A 19091-nucleotide genomic window follows, 5' to 3' on the forward strand; every position below is an offset into this window, starting at 1 on the left:
AATAAACTGGGATCATATACCAAAACTACAATTCACGGAGGGATCACCGATGGATTTGTACTATGAGGTTTCAGGGGAAGGAAAACCACTCATTCTATTGCACAGTGGCGGTGCTGATTTGCGAGATTGGACGTTCGTCGCGCCGATTCTAGCGAAACAATATCAGGTCATTGCTTTCGACGGACGCGGATGCGGGAAATCACCGTCTCCAACAGAGACAGCGAACTACGTCGATGATTTGCTTGCCGTCTTGGACCATTTCCAACTGGACGAAGCCATACTCGTAGGGCACTCGATAGGCGGTCGAATTGCAACGGATTTTACATTGACTTATCCGCAGCGAGTGAGCAAGCTCGTGCTGATTGCTCCTGATGTGACAGGGTATACACCGAGTCAGCCGTTTACGGAATGGATGCAGAAACTCCAAGCAGCACCGGATGTTGACCGAATGGTAGAGCTGTCCTTATCCGCCTGCCCGTACCGCTTCGTGATGGCAAGTCCGCAGAAGGACCTACTGGTAGAGATGGCGAAGCATAACCTAGCGAAAATGTTCGAGTGGGCGACATGGGAGTCCGTATGGCCGCAGCCCCCTGCCATTGAGCGGCTTGAAGAATTGGCCAATCAAGCATGCTTCATAATCGGGAAGGAAGATGCCCTAGATGCGCAGCGGATTGCTGAATATTTTAAAGAAGTATTACCAGAGGGAAGGTTTATCGAGATTACGGGTGCCGATCATAAACCGACGTTGACGCATCCTGAAGAAATCGCTCGCGCTATCACTGAATTTTTGGAGGATTGACTAAACCGTGCCTCGTACCCCAGCTGAAAATGAGCGAATTCGCCAAGCCGCAAAAGACAAAATCCATGCAGCCGCGATGACGCTCTTCATAAAAAAAGGCTACCACGCGACCTCAATCGACGATGTAGCCAAACAGGCCCTGATATCGAAGGGACTGCTTTACAATTATTACAAAGGCAAAGAAGACCTACTCGCCGCGATGGTTCAGATCCGGATCGGAGAAGTAAAAGAAGTGATGGAGGCTGCTACGAAGCTCGCAACGCCTCATGAACAGCTGTGCCATATTGTTGACGGTGCACTTGATAACGTCTATAAACGACCGGATGTTTATCGTTTTTACTTGAATTTGCAGACGCAGCCCGAAGATGATCGGGTACTTGCTTCTTACAGAGAGCAATTAAATGAGGAGTCACGCAGGCAGTTTGAAGTCCAGTGCCAGATATTCAAGCAGTTAGGCGTAAAGCAGCCCAGATTGAGATCGCTCTATTTTTCTTCTGCGCTCCAAGGCGCAATGCTGATGATGACGACTTATCCGGAAGGTTTTCCGGTTGAAGAGATGAAGGAGCAGATTGTTCGGGAGTATTGTAGCGGATCGGCAGAATCATAGAGTGACGTTCAATAATGAAGAGGCTCTCCCATTCGTAAATGATACTGGTGGGGCAGCCTCTATTTCTGTCCTTTTGTTTTTATCTAAATATTTAAAATTGACAGAAATAAACAAAACCAATATATTGGTTTTATGGACACAAACCTAATCAAACAAATCGAACGCCCCACATTACGCGAACAAGTATACCAAGGCTTGAAGAAAGCGATCGTCATGCTGGAGCTAAAGCCAGGACAACGCGTCAACGACAACGAGCTGGCGGCTTTATTTGGCGTGAGTCGAACACCTGTGAGAGAAGCGCTCAAACGGTTGGAGGACGAAGGGCTTATTGAATCCGTTCCGGGCTCTCTAACACGGGTGACACCCTTACTTGAAAAGGAGGCGAAGAACGCTTTTCCTGTTGTTGCGGCCTTGCACGGGTTGGCAGCACGATTGGCGATGCCATTTGAATCGGAGGTCATCCGTAGTCTAGAGCAATGGAATGAAAAGCTGCAGGTCGCACTTGAACAGCAAGAAGTGATCAAAGCGATCGAGGCAGATGATGGATTTCACGACGTGATCCTCGAGGCTGCGGGGAATCGTGAAATCTACCTGGCACTTGAGCGAGTTGTACCGAAAATTCGGCGTTTAGAATTTGCTCGATTCGGTTCCTTAGAAGGGGTGGAATCAGTAGAACAGCACCGCAGAATCATCGAAGCGATTCGAGACAACAACAGTCAGCTTGCCTCTTCTTTGATGGAAGAAAACTGGATCAACCTTGGCAGATTGCTTACACACCATTCCAATGATGAATAGGGGGTAATGGCATGAGTACGGTTGAAATGAAGGGGGAAGTACATGATTCGCGTGTTTTGCAATGGGCACGTTCTATTATCGAAGAGAGTCCGTCACACCGTCTGATTCAGCAAGAGATCGTGAATGCTGTCAACCGCAATGCGATTTGGCGAGGCGAGGAATGCCTGAATTTGCTCGCACCAGAAGCACCCACCACGCCCATCGTACGTCAACTGCTCGCATCTGAGGTTGGTACTCGCGCTGCGGAAGGACATATCGGTAGCACGCAGAGATGGTTCGCTGGCACGAAATATATTGATGAAATCGAAGCGTTATGTGTTGAGCTATTGAAAAAAGTATTCCAAGCCAATTTTGCTGACCATCGATTGGTAGCGAGCATGATCGGGAACATGACGGTCTACGCGGCATTAACACAACCAGGCGATACGATTATGACGATCTCGCAACCGTTTGGGGGGCATTCCAGCAATCGGGTAGACGGGCCTGCTGGCATTCGCGGTTTGCAAATTGTCGATGTGCCAATGGACCCCGTTGAGCTTACCGTTGATCTGGACGAGTTCGCCAAAGTCGCACGACAAGTTAGGCCAAAGCTCGTCACCCTAGGCGCGTCCATGACCTTATTTCCATTTCCACTGAAGGAGATGGCTGAGATCGTGAAAGAATGGGGCGGTCGCATTTATTTTGATGGCGCACACCAGCTGGGGTTGATCGGTGGTGGTCAATTTCAGGACCCGTTGCGAGAAGGGGCATGTGTGATGACCGGCTCTGCTGGGAAAACGTTTAGCGGCCCACAAAGCGGCATTATCGTCTGGAATGACCCGGAACTATCGGTACCGATTACAGATACCATCTTCCCAGCTCTTGCCGCGACACATCAAGTCAACCGGGTAGCGGCATTGGCTGCAGCGGCGGCAGAGTTTTTGGCGTTTGGCAAGCAATATATGGCGCAAATTGTGATGAACGCACAAGCACTGGGAAAAGCATTCGATGAACGGGGAATTAGGGTGCTTTGCGCGCACAAAGGCTATACACGTACACACCAAGTCATTTTGGACGTAAAAGAGTTTGGCGGTGGTTACGAGGTGGGCAAGCGGTTGGCAGAAGCAAACATCATCACGAACAAAAATTTGATTCCAGGCGACGGACCAGAGGATTGGGACTTCCCAAGCGGTCTGCGTATCGGGACGACAGAAGTCACTCGCTTTGGCATGAAGGAACAAGAGATGGACACGATTGCAGAGCTGATTGTAAGTGTGTTGTCAGGCAGGGAAAAGCCCGAGGTTGTCCAGTCTAAGATAATCGAATTGCGTAGATCGTTTAGCAAGATGCAGTTCTGCTTCCCAGAATAGAGTAGGTAGGATAAACACCGTATGCCGGAGTTCAGACCTTGGCATACGGTGCTTTTTCGAGTCGTAAGTGGACTCTCATCCTTGACAATGTCATTTCATTTCGTAAATAATCGATTGATACCATCAAAGAATGGGAGTCTAAACGGATGAGTACAGACCATACAAACTCGGATGTTACTATTGACCATACGACGAAAGAGCTGGCTCTCGTATTTGGTCAGTTAAAGCGGATCGGACATGTTTTCAGTCCTTCGAAAGACCTCCGTCAGAGCGAATTGAATTTGCTTGTTCACTTGACCTACGTAAGTCCCCCAGGCACGAACGGCATCAGAGTTTCCGAGCTAGGCAAGCAGTTGAAAATAACGTCGGCAGCTGTGACGCATGTCATTCAATCACTCGAACAGCTTGGGTTTATCACCCGTACCGTGGGACCCAAGGATCGACGCTCCATTCTCGTAGCCCCTACGAAAGAGGGCTTTGATTTTGTGGCAGCGAGAGAGCAAGAGCTGTTTAATCGTTTTCAGCAATTGCATGAGCATCTTGGTACGGATGATGCGCAGGCACTCATCCGCATATTAACGAAATCAATCAGATTCCTGCATACCTATCAGGATACCGATGAAGCACGACCATAGTTCGATGATGAACTATGGTTTTTTCTTGTTTTGATAAGAACCTTGCTCCAGCTCTTTGCGGATCGAGTTGGCAGAGGGACTCCAATGCAGCTGTTGTTCCGCGCGCAATCCAGATACTCTCTGGTTGATGCTTGCCCCCCAAGCGGCTGGTCCTAATGCTTTGGCTGCATCCTCATAGCTCCATGATTCCACTTTGTCTATCCCAGCTATTTTCGCAATCGAAGTCATGAGCTCTTTCGTCGTGATCATTTCCTTGGAAGTCGCATTGAATAATGATCCTGGTTGTGCTCGTAAATAAGCACATTCGTAAAGTCTCGCCAAATCATCAACATCGATAGTAGACCATGCCGTTTGCCCGTCATCGATATAGTTGGCTGATTGGGAGAGCTTCGTCCTTTGAATCGTTGCTTGGACGAGTCCACCGCCACGACCATAGACAAGAGTTGGACGTATGACGATCGTACGAATAGTACGCTCGGCTGCTCCTAAAACTTCCTGCTCCTGGTTCGCTTTCCATTGGAGAAAAGGTAAGGGATCAAGAGGAGAGTCCTCGTTCACGACATTCTCGTACGTATCGTTATAGATCAGCGTACCGCTCGTATAAATAAATGGCTTCCCTGTGCCTTCCAAACCTTTCAGCATTGCATGAACCGCTGCTACATCGAGTTTTTCCATATCAGATGTGTGCGAGATCGCCATATGAATGACACCATCGAATTTTTTAACACTTGCTGTTAGCAGTGTGGTATCCACAAGATCGCCAACAATGGGGGTGAACCCTTGTGAGAGCAGTAGCTCCGCTTTCTCTTCTGATCGAACAAGTCCAGCAACCTGATACCCCAGAGACTGCAAATGCTCGGCGACTACAGATCCAACATAACCTGTGATTCCTGTAAGAAAAACATTCATGACAAAACCTCCTTCATATATATTTAATTTAGTAACTAAATTATATGGTACATTATTTAGTAACGTTCTCGCGTTGTCAACGGTATTTATAATTAACTGAATGTTGACAAAACAAAAGTTGGGTGTTATTTTCAGATTAGGAAAACGTTTACCCGTTACATAGAAAGTGAGTGAAGACCCATTACTGTAACCATTAAAGACATCGCACAGCTCGCCAACGTTTCCATTGCGACTGTTTCGCGCGTGCTGAACAATTCCAAGCCAGTCCGTCCAGAGCTGCGAGAAAGAGTCTTGAAAATCGTGCAAGAGACGGGCTTTCAGCCGAATGCAATTGCCAGGAGCTTGGTTAGCAAGGAAACCCGCATCATCGGGGTGATGATTCCCGATATCTCCAACAATTTTTATTCCAACCTCATTTACGGAATTGACAGCGTCATTAGCGAGTACGACTACAGCATGTTTTTGGCGATATCTGATGAAGTGGTGGACAAAGAGCTGAAGTACTTGCGACTGTTCAAAGAAAAACAAATCGATGGTGTCATTATCGCGAGTATTCATTTCCTGGAGGGCAATATCCAGACGCTGCAAGAGATTCAGGTTCCCCTTGTCGTTACCGGTCACGATTTGCCCGGCTATCAGATTCCCACTGTCAACGTCAACAATGTGCAAGCCTCCTATGATGCTACTGCCTATCTCATCTCGCAAGGCCATACAAAAATCGCGTGTATATCTGGTCCATTGTGGGACCCGCCGTGCGGTCTGGATCGCATGGGCGGTTACCGAAAAGCCATGCGGGCCCATGAATTGCCCATCCATGAAGGATTCGTCGTGGAAGGAGAATTCACAGCCAAGAGCGGTTACGAAGCCATGCGCCGCATTTGTGAGGAAAAAATTCGTCCAACAGCCGTTTTTGTCGCCACAGACCTGATGGCGGTTGGTGTCCTCAATTACTTGTACGATCATGGCATTCGTGTACCAGAAGACATCTCCGTCATGGGCTTCGACAATTTGGAGCTCGCCTCACTTTCCCGCCCCATGCTCACCACCGTGCACAATGACCCGTTCATGTATGGAAAAGCCGCAGCAGAGCAGTTACTCAGACAAATCCGCAATGAACCCGTAGAGAGAATGAGCACCGTCCCACACCAACTCGTGATTCGCCAAACTGTAAGCGCTTTACTGGAGTGAGGCAACAAGACTTACCCAATAGATGAGTGAAGAGAGTTTACGCATTCAAAAGGGGGGAAGAGATATGAAGCTCGGCGTATTTACCGTTCTTTTTAGCGAGAAGTCGTTCGCAGAAATGCTGGATCATGTGAAGGCAGCAGGTTTAGAGGCGGTGGAAATCGGCACAGGCTGCTATCCGGGAAATGCACACTGCAATCTAGATGAGCTGTTGGAAAGTCCGGAAAAAAGACGAGCGTACAAAAAAGCAGTAGAGGATCGAGGGTTGATAATCAGCGCGCTCAGTTGTCACGGCAACCCGTTGACACCAGATAAAAGCTTTGCGCAGCAATCCCATGATACGTTTGTCAAAACGGTACAGCTAGCCGAGATGCTGGAGGTGCCTGTGGTCAATTGCTTTTCTGGCACGGCAGGCGACCACGAAGGAGCGAAGTACCCGAGCTGGCCCGTTGCTCCTTGGCCCAATGAGTATCGAGACGTGCTCCAATGGCAATGGAACGAGAAGCTCATCCCATACTGGCGTGAATGGACCGCTTATGCGACTGAGCATCATGTCAAGGTTGCGTTGGAACTGCATGGCGGCTTTCTCGTCCACACTCCAGGGACACTGTTGAAGCTGCGGGAACAGGTAGGCGAGGGGATTGGGGCAAACTTCGATCCAAGTCACATGTGGTGGCAAGGGATTGATCCGGTAGCTGCGATCAAAATCTTGGGCAAAGAAAAAGCCATCTATCATTTCCATGCCAAAGACACGTATATTGACCAGGAAAAAGTGAACATGTACGGGCTGACGGATATGAATTCCTACGCCAATCTACATGAACGTGCTTGGTATTTCCGAACCGTAGGCTATGGGCATTCACAGCAGACGTGGGCGGATATGATGAGTGCTCTGCGTATGAATGGATACGATTATGTCGTGAGCATCGAGCACGAGGATGCCATCATGTCGATTGAGGAGGGCTTTCAGCGCGCTGTTCAAAATCTGCAGCAAGTCATCATGCGAGAACCAGTCCAGAATCTATGGTGGGTGTAGGAGGGGAGAAAATGGCGAATCAACGCAAATGGAAAATCGGAATCATCGGTGCAGGGGGGATTACAGAAGCACACTTGGAGGCGATCAAGGAAGAGCCGCGTGCAGAGGTAGTTGCCATTGCAGATATTTCTGCTGAAATGGCTTCCTATCGTGCGAAGCGACATGAAATTCCACAGGTTTTCACGGAATACGAGACGATGCTACAAGAGTCTGATACAGACGCGATCATTGTTTGTGTCCCGAACTACTTGCATGCGGAAGCAACCAAAAGTGCGCTTGCAGCAGGTAAACACTTGCTGTGCGAAAAGCCGATGGCGATGAATGCCCAGGAAGCAGAAGAAATGATCGAAACCGCGAAGAAAGCAGACAAAATCCTCATGGTAGCACAAAACAACCGATTCCGAAGCGATTCGCTGCAAGTCAAAACATGGCTGAAGGAAGGAAAGCTGGGGAACATTTATCACGCCAAAACCGGTTGGGTCAGACGAAATGGGATTCCAGGATGGGGAAGCTGGTTTACGCAAAAAGAATGGGCAGGCGGCGGTCCGTTGATTGATATCGGCGTACATATGCTCGATTTGACCTTATGGCTCTTGGATCATCCAAAGCCTGTATCCGTCCTCGGGCAAACGTACTCGCAATTCGGGCCTCACAAACGCGGTTTGTCAGAGTGGGGCAGGATCGATGATAATGGGAAGTTTGACGTAGAAGATATGGCTGTAGCGATGATCACCTTTGAAAACGGATTGTCGCTTACGCTCGATGCAAGTTGGGCTTCTCACATCAAAGAGGAAAACGTTTTCCTTCAACTATATGGACAAGAGGGCGGGGCATCCCTGCGTTTATTGGATAACCAGTTCACGCTTTACCACGAGTGGAACGGTGTAACTGCCTCGACAGAATTAAAACCAAAGCCTCAAAAAGAACGCGTACTCTTATTCCGTAATTTCATCGACGCCATCGAAGGGGAGGCAGAGGTTCTCTGCACTCCGGAACAAGCTTTATACATTAACAGATTAATCGAAGCTATCTACGCATCCGCACAAAAAGGTGAAGCAGTGCGCTTTTAAACATAGTATAGGGGGTTACTTAGATGAAAGTTGCGAAGAGACTTACATCCGTTGGACTTACCTTATTAATGGCCTTCTCATTGGCAGCATGTTCCTCCACACCTCAGCAAGCTTCTAAAGATACAACCCCATCACAGCCTGCAACACCAACCGCACCCAAAACAGAGCCAGCACAGCAACCAGCAGAAAAAATCAAGCTCGTCTACGCACGGGGCAAAGACTCAACGGATTCCACTGTAAAGCTCGTGGAGGCGTTCCAAAAAGCAAATCCGAACATCGAGATAGAGATTCGCGAAATGCCTGCGGATACAGGGCAAAGCCATGACCAGTACGTCACGATGTTCAGTGCACAATCGTCCGAGATCGACGTGTTTGACCTCGATGTTATTTGGCCGGCTGAATTCGCACAAGCGGGTTATCTCCTGCCACTCGATCGCCTGATGGAGCAAGATGGAATCGAAACCGGAAAATATATCAAAGGAGCCATGGATGCCGGGAACTTTGGCGGCCAGCAATGGACTATGCCCAAGTTTATCGACGCGGGTCTCTTATTCTACCGCAAAGATCTCGTAATCGAAGCTCCAAAGACATGGGATGACTTGATTGCCCAAGCAAAAGCAACGAAGGGCAAGGGCGGCACGAAGTTCGGCTACCTGATGCAAGCCAAGCAATATGAAGGTTTGGTTTGTAACTTTGTCGAGTTCAATGCATCGTACGGTGGAAAAATTTTGGATGAACAAGGTAAAGTAGCGGTCAACAATCCAGCTACGATCAAAGGGTTGAAGAAAATGATCGAGGTAGTCAAATCCGATTTCGTCCCAACCAATATCACCACATTCATGGAGCCAGAATCACATACCGCATTCCTCGAGGGGCAAGCACCTTTTATCCGCAACTGGCCGTATCAGTTCGCGTTGGCGCAGGATAAGGCTCAGTCCAAAATCGTCGATCAAGTCGCGATCGCTCCACTGCCAGCTGGCGATGCAGGCTCCGCAGCAGCACTCGGCGGTTGGGTGGGCGGAATCAACAAGTTCTCGAAACATCCGAAAGAAGCGTGGGCATTCCTCAAATTTATGACAGGTCCAGAGGGTCAGAAAATATCCGCAGTCGAAGGTGGGCTCGCACCAACCTACCTGCCAGCCTACGATGATGCCGATGTTCAAAAAGCCAGTCCGTTGTTTGCCAACAAAGATTTCGTCAATGGCGTAAGCGCTGCTGTATCTCGTCCAACGACTCCGAACTATCCAAAAATTTCGGAAGTGATCCAGATCGAAGTGTCCAAAGCGCTCGCAGGGCAGCAAACAGCCGAGCAAGCGGTGCAAAACATGGAAACGCAGATGAACGACTTGATGAAAAAATAAGCGGCAACATGTGGGGCTTCCAAGGGAGTCTAACCGGCTTCCTTGGACGTTGCACAACGATCTGGCAAGTACAAGCAAGCTTCTAGCGGGAAGGAAGGTGGTGAACGGATGAATCGATCAACCAAAATGTCTCTCTCAGAAAAACAGATGGGGTATTTACTGATTTTTCCTGCACTGCTCATCATACTTGTTATCGCGATTTGGCCTGTCATGAGATCCTTTTGGATCAGTCTGCACGACATCCGGTTGAACGACCCGACGAAATCAGAGATTCACTCTTCATACGGACTAGATATGGAGCGCTACGTCAGTACGTTACCCAATCTGCTCCGGTATGTGAAGAGGGAGGCGGGCTCTGCAGAAGGGTCATCAAAGCAAAAACTGAACGCGCTCCAAGCGCAAATCGAACAAATGAACACTTCCCTCAACCAAACAGGCGAGATCGCGAGCCGATACCAAATGATTGACCAGCTATTGCTGGACTTTAAACCAGTTCCCACAGAATTCAAATATGTGAGCCTCTCGAACGAACAAACAGACGCAATCAGAACCAGCTTGGCGGAAGTCCGAGAAGACCTTTTACAAATGAGTGAACAAAAGCTGCTTGCAAAGCCAGAGGGTGCTCTTGGCGTGATCCAAGGCATTGAAGCTTCGATTATCGAGCCCAACTTTGTTGGTTTCGCCTACTACAAGAAGTTTTTAACGGACGCTCGGATGTGGGGGGCTCTGTACAATACGGCGTTTTTTACTGTTATCTCCGTTACCATAGAATTGGTGCTCGGCATTTTGATTGCACTGTTGATCAATCGACCTTTTCGTGGAAGGAGTCTTGTTCGAGCAACCGTGTTAATACCGTGGGCGATTCCGACTGTCATCTCCGCGATGATGTGGAAGTTTTTGTACGACGGGCAAAATGGCATTGTCGCCTATCTTTTTGAGCAGACAGGGCTGATCTCAGACATGGGGATGCTCCTGACGACCAAGGCTGGGGCCATGTTTTCTGTTATATTGGCAGATGTGTGGAAAACGACGCCATTCATGGCCTTGCTCTTATTCGCAGGCTTGCAAACGATTCCGCAAAGCTTGTATGAAGCAGCTTCTGTGGACGGTGCAACCCGCACCCAGCAGTTTTTTCGTATTACGCTTCCGATGCTGAAATCAACCATTCTGGTGGCGTTATTGTTCCGTACATTGGATGCATTCCGTGTATTTGATTTGATTTATACGCTGACAGGTGGGGCACCCGGGAACTCGACCGAGACCATTTCCATTTATGCGTACAAAACGATGTTTGCGCAAATGAGCTTCGGGGAAGGCTCTGCTCTCGCTGTCATTGTCTTTTTATGTGTGGCGTTGATCTCCATCGGCTATGTGAAAATACTGGGAGCTGATCTGCTGAGTGATGGCAGTGGCAAATAAGGAGGTGATTGGATGCGCAAACATACGGGTCCTTTGTTTTACGTGGGTCTACTGCTATTCGTTTTTCTTGTAATGTTCCCGTTTTTATGGATTCTCCTCGCAGCATTGAAGCCACCAGCGGAGCTGTTTGGAGAGCGAGCCTTTCATTTTATCATCCAAAATCCTTCGTTTGACAACTTTGTCCGCGTCTTCACGGAGAGACCGTTTGCTCGTTACTTGTGGAATTCGACTGTCGTGGCGACGTTAACCACACTCTACTCCATTACGATCGCTTCTTTTGCTGCATATGCGATTGCATGGCTGTCCTTTCGGGGAAAGGCGATTATATTGGGTGTCGTACTGGCTGTGTCCATGTTTCCGCAGATTGCTACCATTTCACCTATTTTTATGTTCATGCAATCCATGGGCTTAACGAACAGCTACATAGGTCTGATCATTCCTTATACAACTTTCGCGCTGCCGCTTGCGATCTGGAACTTAACCATCTTTTTCCGCAAAATACCGAGTGATTTGGGCGAAGCAGCCAAAGTAGACGGAGCGAGCATTTGGCAGACGATGACCAAAGTGTTCTTCCCACTCGCCATGCCAGGGGTTTTTACGACGGCCATCCTCGTTTTTATAGCAGCGTGGAACGAATTTTTGTTCGCCCTGACGTTGAATACACAGGAAGCGATGAAGACAGTGCCTGTGGGAATCGTCATGTTTCAGGGAATGTTTACAATTCCGTGGGGAGAAATATCTGCTGCCTCTATCATCGTGACGATCCCACTCGTAGTGATGGTATTGATTTTTCAGAAGCGGATTATATCTGGATTGACTTCTGGGGCAGTAAAAGAATAAAAGGGAGTCATTCTATCGTTTGTCTCGCAAATGTGATTATGATAGGGTGGAAGCAGCATTCAGAAAGCGAGTTGACGAACGCATGAATAATCTTACAAAATTTCAGATTAACAGGCCTGCCCATGAAGTGTTCGAAGCTTTCGTAGACCCGGCGAAGATCGGCAACTTCTGGTTCTCTTCCAGCTCGGCAAGGTGGGAGGAAGGGAGGAACATTGCGTTATTCTACGATATTTACAACGCAGAAGTAGGGATTACCGTTCACGCGATCGAAGTGAATAAACGCATCTTTTTCCAGTGGGCTGGAGAAGAAAATACCGTAACGATTACGTTAAACGCATTGGATGAAGCCACGACGATCATTGAAGTGAACGAAGAGGGCTTTCAAGAAGAAGATCCTGCGCTCCTTCAAAAAATAGTCGACAATAAAGAAGGCTGGGTGTACGTCTTAAGCTGTTTGAAGGGGTATCTGGAGCATGGGATCCACACATTAAGAGAAGGGCTTGTAAAATAGCGCCCAGACGTTTGGCATGAACATGCTCTGAAATAACGAGAAAGCCCGAACCTATGTGTATCGGGCTTTTCCTTTTGCGCTATTTAATTCCGAGGCCGCGTTTTTTTCGCACGAGCGTGGATATGTTCACTTGGAGCTTATCCGCACATTGCTGCATGGTGTCTGTCTCTTTTAAAAGGCGTTGGATATACGCACGTTCAAACCGTTCAACCGCTTCTTTTAGCGGCAACAGCTCATCCATTTTGGCGAGATGGAGCGGTAGGGCTGTCTGTTGGGTATTGCGAATGGACGCCGGCAACTGATCAAATGTAATTCGCCCATTTTCACACATGTGGAAGGAACGTTCCACCACATTTTTCAGCTCGCGTGTATTCCCTGGCCAATCATAATCCATCAGTGCCTCTAACGCATCTGTTTCAATGCGCATTTCTTGCTGGTACTTCCATTCGAGCTTTTTCAAATAGTAGAAAATGAGAGCCGGAATATCCTCGCGGCGCTCACGCAAGGGTGGAATGGTGAGGGCAAGTACATTTAGCCGGTAGAACAAATCCTGCCGAAACCGTTTTTGTTCGACCATTGCTTCCAAGTCGCTATTAGTGGCAGCGATGATTCGCATGTTAACCTGACGCGATGTTTTTCCCCCGAGTCTGCGTATTCGCCCATCTTGCAAAACATTCAAGAGCTTCACTTGTAAAGGAAAAGGGAGGTCTCCAATCTCATCGAGAAAAATGGTTCCTCGATCCGCTAGCTCAAACAATCCCTCCTTCGATTGACTTGCCCCCGTAAATGCCCCTTTTTCATAGCCAAACAATTCAGACTCGAGCAAATGCTCGGGAATGGCCCCACAGTTTATCTTAATGAATTCGCCAGTTCGTCCGCTTTGGGCGTGAATGTAGTTCGCCATGACATCCTTACCGACACCAGACTCGCCTAGCAAAAGGACGGGGGAGTCGTTGGTCGCAAAACGTTTGGCGAGTGAAGCTATTCGATGCATGAGCCCACTACGATAAATGATCTGCTCGTCAAAGTCGCCATCGGTTTGGATATGCTCCAGCGCCCTTTGATACGCGGAACTGATTTGACGTGTTTCCTCCAGCTCCTTCTGAAGCTGATTCAGCTCTGTGACGTCACGCACATTTCCCACCACAAACAATAATTCCTTATTTAGATCGAGTAGCGGGGTAGCCGTGTTAATCGCTTGCCGACCGTTTGCATAATCGATCACGACACTATGGGTTTGTTTTGTCAAAATCGTACGTACAGCTGAAGAGTCAGGAACAAGATGCATTTCTTTTTGCTCCATAAAGCTAAAATTATTCAAGATGTCGGCGGGAACTCCCGTGATGTTCAAGTACGCCTCATTGTAGAGCAGGACGTAGCCGTTACGGTCACAAATCGCCAATCCATCGTGGGACGTACTGAAGATGGTCGTCAGCAATTTTGCAAGCTCATGATTGTCACTGGCCTGGAAATACTTGGTTTGATACATCGAAGTCCTCCTAAGTAGGGCTTGTAAACGGAATAATCAGAATTAATCATCCGTGCGCAATTATGCATATGCAAAAATGATCATTATCGATTCGTTTTGTTGTGAAATCGCTTCCAAATGTTTGGCATGCTACTTGCTCTTATATAGGGAGGAAAGCAAAAGCATGACGAGCAGAATCACATTATGGAAAGACACCGCGGTGTTTTTCAACGAAAAAGAGAGGGATGTTTCCATGTCTTCATTATATCAGGTATTGAGTCCAGCGGGTGAGCTGGTAGGCGATCTCAAGGGGCAATTAGACGAGGCGACGATGATCAAGATGTATGAAAATATGGTTCTGGTTCGCCAGTTTGACCGCAAGTCGATTAATCTGCAACGACAAGGCAGAATGGGCACGTATGCTCCTTTTGAAGGGCAGGAAGCTTCACAAGTAGGCAGCGCGATGGCATTGACACCTGGAGATTGGCTTTTCCCAACCTACCGAGACCATGCGGCAGCGATCGTCCATGGTCAATCCATGGCACGGGTGTTTCTCTATTGGATGGGCCACATGGAAGGGAGTATTAGCCCGAAACATTTGCACATCATGCCGCCATGTGTACCGATCGCGACTCAAATGGTTCATGCGGTAGGGACTGCTTGGGCGAGCAAGCTACAAAACGAAAAGCATGTCAGTATCGCCTACTTTGGTGACGGGGCAAGCTCAGAAGGCGATTTTCATGAGGCATTGAATTTTGCAGGTGTGTTTCAAACGCCGACCATCTTCTTCTGTCAAAACAACGGCTTCGCAATCAGTGTTCCGTTTTCACAGCAGTCTGCATCGAAAACGATTGCACAACGCTCGGCAGCTTATGACATCCCTGGGGTTCGGATAGACGGCAATGATATCTTTGCTGTTTGGCTGACCATGAAAGAAGCCATGAAACGTGCGTTAGACGGCAAAGGACCGACGTTGATCGAAGCGGTGACATTCCGCTATGGCGCGCACACAACCGCAGATGATCCGAAGAAATACCGGGATCAAGAGAGCTTGTCCGAGGAATGGCGTCAAGAACGCGACCCACTCCAACGGCTGCGTGTATATCTGGAGAATCAAGGGCTGTGGAATGAGACGAAGGAAGCAGAGCTGATTGCACGGGTGAATGAACAGATCGACGCAGCTCTTGTCGAAGCAGAGAGCTATCCAAAGTCCAAACCAGAAGACATGTTCAAGCACGTCTACGCTGAACCATCGTGGATGGCAACGGAACAGGAGAGCGAGCTCGTCAAGCAGCCATCGAAGCAGGAGGGAATCCCAGCATGAAACGCAAACTGACGATGATTCAAGCCATCACGGAAGCCATGGATCAAAAATTGGCAGATGATTCACGCATCATGCTGCTCGGCGAGGATATTGGCGTAAATGGTGGCGTGTTCCGTGCGACCGAAGATTTGGTTCACAAATATGGTCCGGATCGTGTAGTGGACACGCCACTAGCTGAGGCGGGAATAATCGGGGCGGCGATCGGTCTTGCCATGAACGGGAAAATTCCTGTGGTCGAGATTCAATTCCTTGCCTTTATTTATCCGGGCTTTGAACAAATTGTTTCTCATGCTGCACGCATGCGCTATCGGACTCGCGGACAGTACCATGTACCGATGGTCATACGCACGCCGTACGGGGCAGGGATTCGCGGTCCTGAGCTTCATTCGGAGAGTGTCGAAACGTTTTTTGCCCATGTCCCTGGCTTAAAGGTTGTGGCACCAAGCACACCTTATGATGCGAAAGGCCTGCTGATTGCAGCAATGGAAGATCCCGATCCGGTCATTTTTTTGGAGCCGACCAAGCTGTATCGCGCATTTAAACAAGAGGTTCCAGAAGAAATGTACCGCGTGCCCATCGGAAAAGCGAAGGTCGTCCAGGAAGGCTCGGATGCATCCATTTTTGCTTGGGGAGCGATGCTTCGTGTCGCAGAGGATGCTGCGAAACAGATCGAGCGCGAAAACGGCTTGAGTTGTGAAGTCATTGATCTGCGCACGCTTTATCCATTGGATCGGGATACGATCATAGCCTCGGTCAAAAAGACTGGACGTGCAGTTGTCGTACACGAAGCGCATAAGACTGCTGGCTTGGGTGCAGAGATCATCTCCATAATCAATGATGAAGCATTGATCTACATGAAGGCTCCCGTGAAACGGATTACCGGATATGATGTTCCCGTCCCGCAATTTAGCATCGAGGATGACTATTTGCCAACGGCTGAACGCGTGAAGGACGGAATTATGGAAACGGCTACGTTTTAAGAGAAGGAGCGAGTCATATGGTTGAGTTCAAGCTTCCTGATGTGGGAGAAGGTATGCATGAAGGAGAAATCGTAAAAGTACTGGTACGAACAGGTGAATCCGTTCAACAGGATCAGCCACTGCTTGAGGTGCAGACAGACAAGGTGAATGCGGAGTTGTCTGCGCCAGTGACTGGGATCATTCGTGAAATTTTCATATCGGAAGGGGAAACAGTAGAGGTCGGAACTACCCTTCTCGTGATCGATGCAGGAACGGTAGCAAAGAAGGAAGAGACAAAGCTTCCAGAAAAGGTCGTAAACCCGGATAAGACAGTCAATTTTGCACCAGCTCGTGCTGATCACCGACGCTCATTGGCCACGCCATACGTTCGGCAACTGGCACGGGAGATGAAACTAGACATCGAGTTGGTCACGGGTACAGGAGCAGCGGGGCGTGTGACGGAAGAAGATTTACGCCAATTCGCCAATCGCCTGCAAAAAGCAGCACCAGCTAAGTTTCCGACGACGGCTACTGGCAATGAGCGTCTGTTGGAGGCGAGTACAGTGGCGGTTGAGACTGAAGCGGTTGTTCAGCCGAAAACAGGGATCGCTCCTCGTGTAGCCACTTCGTCGCAAGGGGAAATCGAACGGCTACCATTAAAAGGCATCCGGAAAAAGATTGCCGAGCATATGGTGAAATCAGTCACCATTATTCCGCATGTTACTTCTGTCGATGAGCTGGAGATGGATCAGCTGCGTGCTTTGCGCGAAAAGTTAAAGCCACATGCCGATAAGCGAAATATCAAATTGACCTTCTTGCCGTTCTTTATCAAGGCGCTGGTCATTGCACTGAAGGAATTCCCCACGCTTAACGCATCGATTGACGAACATACGAATGAAATCTTGCTCAAGCGCTTTTACAATATCGGCATTGCCACAGATACGCCTGAGGGTTTGATCGTACCAGTCATCAAGGATGCAGACCACAAATCGATTTTTCAACTCGCAGAAGAAATCGAACAACTGGCACGCTTGGCACGCGAAGGCAAATTGACCATGGAACACATAACAGGCGGCACCTTCACGATCAGCAATGTAGGTCCAATCGGGGGACTGCAAGCAACTCCCATCATTAATCACCCCGAAGTAGCCATTATCAGTTTGCACAAAATGGAGAAGCGCTGGGTCGTACGTGAGGATGAAGGGGTCATTCGCTGGATGATGAACCTGTCACTTTCGTTTGATCACCGCCTGATCGATGGTGTGACGGCGGTACGTTTTACCAACCGGATCAAGGAGCTGCTGGAAGATCCGAATCTATTGTTTGCGGAGATGGTATAGATGGTAGTCGGCGAAGTAGCAGTCGAAACAGATGTGGTTGTCATCGGTGGTGGGCCAGGAGGTTATGCAGCCGCTATTCGTCTCGGGCAGCTGGGGAAATCAGTCGTTCTGATTGAAAGAGAAGTACTGGGTGGGGTCTGCTTGAATCGCGGATGCATTCCGTCGAAAGCATTGATTCATACAGCAGGCGAATACCACAAGCTAAGTAGCCTGAATAAGCTTGGAATCCAACTGCCGACAGGAAAAGCGACCTTCCATATGCCGAGCTGGCAGACGTGGAAGGCCTCTGTCGTTGCTCAACTGAACAAAGGGGTCGATTATCTCTGTCAGGCCAATGGGGTTACAGTCGTGAAGGGGACAGCGACATTTCTCTCGAGTGATCGGATTGGCGTAGAGACGGGTGGCGATTTTGAAACGTACAAATTCAAACAAGCGATTATCGCGACAGGATCGCGTCCATTCATTCCACCGTTTTTGAAAACAGATGGAGAATATATTTTGGATTCTACTGATATGTTGGAATTGGATGAAGTACCGGAAACACTAGCCATTATCGGCGGGGGCTATATTGGAATGGAGCTCGGGATGGCGTTTGCCAAGCTTGGATCGCAGGTGACCGTCATTGAGGCAGCCGAGCGCATTTTGCCACATACAGCTTCTCATCTCTCTCAAGAAGTGCTCAAGCAGGCGAAACAGCTCGGGATGACCGTAAAGGTCGCGACAAAAGTAGAGAAGACTGAGTTAGTGGGTGGAAGAGTCACGCTCGCACTCGCTTCGGTAAAGAACGGTTCCGAAAGTATCAGCGCACATAAAACGCTCGTCACTATAGGGCGAGTGCCTAACACAGGTGAACTTGGCCTTGCGCAGGCGGGAGTAGAAATGGACGAGCGCGGCTATATTCCCGTGAAATCGACTGGTAGTACGAACAAGGCGCATATTTATGCTATCGGCGATGTAACACCTGGCCCTGCGTTAGCCCATCGTGCAACAAAGCAAGGGATTGTGGCAGCCGAAGTAATCGCAGGGCTGCCTAGCAGCGTAGATTCCCCTTATGTCCCTTATGTGATTTTTACCGAGCCGCAAATAGCGGGTGTGGGGATGACGCGAGAAGAGGCAGAGCTTCAAGGGTACAAAGTCAAAGTAGCAGCCTTCCCTTATCGAGCGAATGGCAGAGCACTCGCCATGGATGAAGGAGAAGGTTTTGCAGAAGTGATCGTGGATCAAGAAAGTCATTTATTGCTGGGAATGCACGTTGTAGGTGCTGATGCATCGAACCTGATCGGGGAGGGTGTGCTGGCACTTGAGCTTGCTGCTCGAGTAGAAGATGTGGCGTTAACCATGCATCCGCATCCCACTTTAAGCGAGGTATGGCTGGAGGCTGCCGAAGCGGTGTTAGGTCATGCCATTCATATCGTAAACAAATCAAAAGAAGCTGTGAACAAATAGGTTTATCGTGAAACCTTAAAGACTAATGACGGATACTC

At 48.8% G+C, this 19091-nt stretch carries 18 protein-coding genes; 16 read left to right on the top strand and 2 right to left on the bottom strand.

Going from position 1 to position 19091, the window contains the following annotated elements; genetic code table 11:
* Positions 1-49: 49 nt before the first annotated feature.
* From ACQ5DJ_RS03585 to ACQ5DJ_RS03605, 5 genes are all read left to right on the top strand, one after another.
* A complete protein-coding gene (locus tag ACQ5DJ_RS03585; RefSeq protein WP_429841215.1) occupies positions 50-799 on the top strand; it encodes an alpha/beta fold hydrolase in 750 nt (249 codons plus the stop codon).
* A 7-nt stretch (positions 800-806) separates the two neighbouring features.
* The gene (locus tag ACQ5DJ_RS03590; protein ID WP_429841216.1) at positions 807-1406 is read left to right on the top strand and encodes a TetR/AcrR family transcriptional regulator; all 600 of its coding nucleotides are present in this window, start codon (positions 807-809) and stop codon (positions 1404-1406) included.
* A gap of 132 nt (positions 1407-1538) precedes the next feature.
* Positions 1539-2201: a GntR family transcriptional regulator gene (locus ACQ5DJ_RS03595; RefSeq protein WP_429841217.1), complete on the top strand. Its 663-nt coding sequence runs from the start codon at positions 1539-1541 to the stop codon at positions 2199-2201.
* A gap of 11 nt (positions 2202-2212) precedes the next feature.
* Complete coding sequence (glyA, locus tag ACQ5DJ_RS03600) at positions 2213-3550, top strand: serine hydroxymethyltransferase (RefSeq protein WP_429841218.1); 1338 nt, start codon at positions 2213-2215, stop codon at positions 3548-3550.
* Positions 3551-3696: 146 nt separating this feature from the next.
* Positions 3697-4185 (top strand): MarR family winged helix-turn-helix transcriptional regulator, encoded by a 489-nt coding sequence (locus ACQ5DJ_RS03605; protein ID WP_429841219.1) that lies wholly within the window; start codon positions 3697-3699, stop codon positions 4183-4185.
* A 12-nt stretch (positions 4186-4197) separates the two neighbouring features.
* On the opposite strand, the gene ACQ5DJ_RS03610 is transcribed toward ACQ5DJ_RS03605, so the two are convergent.
* Entirely contained in the window at positions 4198-5094 is an 897-nt protein-coding gene (locus ACQ5DJ_RS03610; protein ID WP_429841220.1) for an NAD-dependent epimerase/dehydratase family protein, read from the bottom strand.
* 201 nt (positions 5095-5295) lie between these two features.
* Here ACQ5DJ_RS03610 and ACQ5DJ_RS03615 point away from each other — a divergent pair, with 201 nt between their 5' ends.
* The 7 genes from ACQ5DJ_RS03615 (at position 5296) to ACQ5DJ_RS03645 (ending at position 12516) form a co-directional block, all read left to right on the top strand.
* Positions 5296-6282 carry a substrate-binding domain-containing protein gene (locus tag ACQ5DJ_RS03615; RefSeq protein WP_429841304.1) on the top strand — a complete coding sequence of 329 codons (987 nt, stop codon included), beginning with the start codon at positions 5296-5298 and terminating at the stop codon, positions 6280-6282.
* 64 nt (positions 6283-6346) lie between these two features.
* The gene (locus tag ACQ5DJ_RS03620) at positions 6347-7315 is read left to right on the top strand and encodes a sugar phosphate isomerase/epimerase family protein (RefSeq protein ID WP_429841221.1); all 969 of its coding nucleotides are present in this window, start codon (positions 6347-6349) and stop codon (positions 7313-7315) included.
* 11 nt (positions 7316-7326) lie between these two features.
* A complete protein-coding gene (locus ACQ5DJ_RS03625; RefSeq protein ID WP_429841222.1) occupies positions 7327-8385 on the top strand; it encodes a Gfo/Idh/MocA family protein in 1059 nt (352 codons plus the stop codon).
* Positions 8386-8408: 23 nt separating this feature from the next.
* Positions 8409-9746, top strand: coding sequence for an extracellular solute-binding protein (locus tag ACQ5DJ_RS03630; protein WP_429841223.1), 1338 nt, complete (start codon positions 8409-8411; stop codon positions 9744-9746).
* A gap of 108 nt (positions 9747-9854) precedes the next feature.
* Positions 9855-11165, top strand: coding sequence for a carbohydrate ABC transporter permease (locus ACQ5DJ_RS03635; RefSeq protein ID WP_429841305.1), 1311 nt, complete (start codon positions 9855-9857; stop codon positions 11163-11165).
* A 12-nt stretch (positions 11166-11177) separates the two neighbouring features.
* Positions 11178-12005, top strand: coding sequence for a carbohydrate ABC transporter permease (locus ACQ5DJ_RS03640; protein ID WP_106837281.1), 828 nt, complete (start codon positions 11178-11180; stop codon positions 12003-12005).
* Between the two features lie 19 nt (positions 12006-12024).
* Positions 12025-12516, top strand: coding sequence for an SRPBCC family protein (locus ACQ5DJ_RS03645; RefSeq protein ID WP_429841224.1), 492 nt, complete (start codon positions 12025-12027; stop codon positions 12514-12516).
* A gap of 79 nt (positions 12517-12595) precedes the next feature.
* On the opposite strand, the gene ACQ5DJ_RS03650 is transcribed toward ACQ5DJ_RS03645, so the two are convergent.
* Positions 12596-14005: a sigma-54 interaction domain-containing protein gene (locus ACQ5DJ_RS03650; protein ID WP_429841225.1), complete on the bottom strand. Its 1410-nt coding sequence runs from the start codon at positions 14003-14005 to the stop codon at positions 12596-12598.
* Between the two features lie 232 nt (positions 14006-14237).
* Here ACQ5DJ_RS03650 and pdhA point away from each other — a divergent pair, with 232 nt between their 5' ends.
* The 4 genes from pdhA to lpdA are packed head-to-tail and all read left to right on the top strand — an operon-like array spanning position 14238 to position 19053.
* Entirely contained in the window at positions 14238-15308 is a 1071-nt protein-coding gene (gene pdhA / locus ACQ5DJ_RS03655; RefSeq protein ID WP_429841306.1) for a pyruvate dehydrogenase (acetyl-transferring) E1 component subunit alpha, read from the top strand.
* Entirely contained in the window at positions 15305-16288 is a 984-nt protein-coding gene (locus ACQ5DJ_RS03660) for an alpha-ketoacid dehydrogenase subunit beta (RefSeq protein WP_429841226.1), read from the top strand. The genes pdhA and ACQ5DJ_RS03660 overlap by 4 nt, the downstream gene beginning before the upstream one ends.
* 17 nt (positions 16289-16305) lie before the next feature.
* Positions 16306-17607 (top strand): dihydrolipoamide acetyltransferase family protein, encoded by a 1302-nt coding sequence (locus ACQ5DJ_RS03665; RefSeq protein WP_429841227.1) that lies wholly within the window; start codon positions 16306-16308, stop codon positions 17605-17607.
* The gene (lpdA, locus tag ACQ5DJ_RS03670) at positions 17608-19053 is read left to right on the top strand and encodes a dihydrolipoyl dehydrogenase (RefSeq protein WP_429841228.1); all 1446 of its coding nucleotides are present in this window, start codon (positions 17608-17610) and stop codon (positions 19051-19053) included.
* The last annotated feature ends 38 nt before the right edge of the window (positions 19054-19091 follow it).

Origin of the sequence: Brevibacillus sp. FIR094 (assembly GCF_050477165.1) — a bacterium.
In the GTDB taxonomy this organism is placed as follows: domain Bacteria; phylum Bacillota; class Bacilli; order Brevibacillales; family Brevibacillaceae; genus Brevibacillus.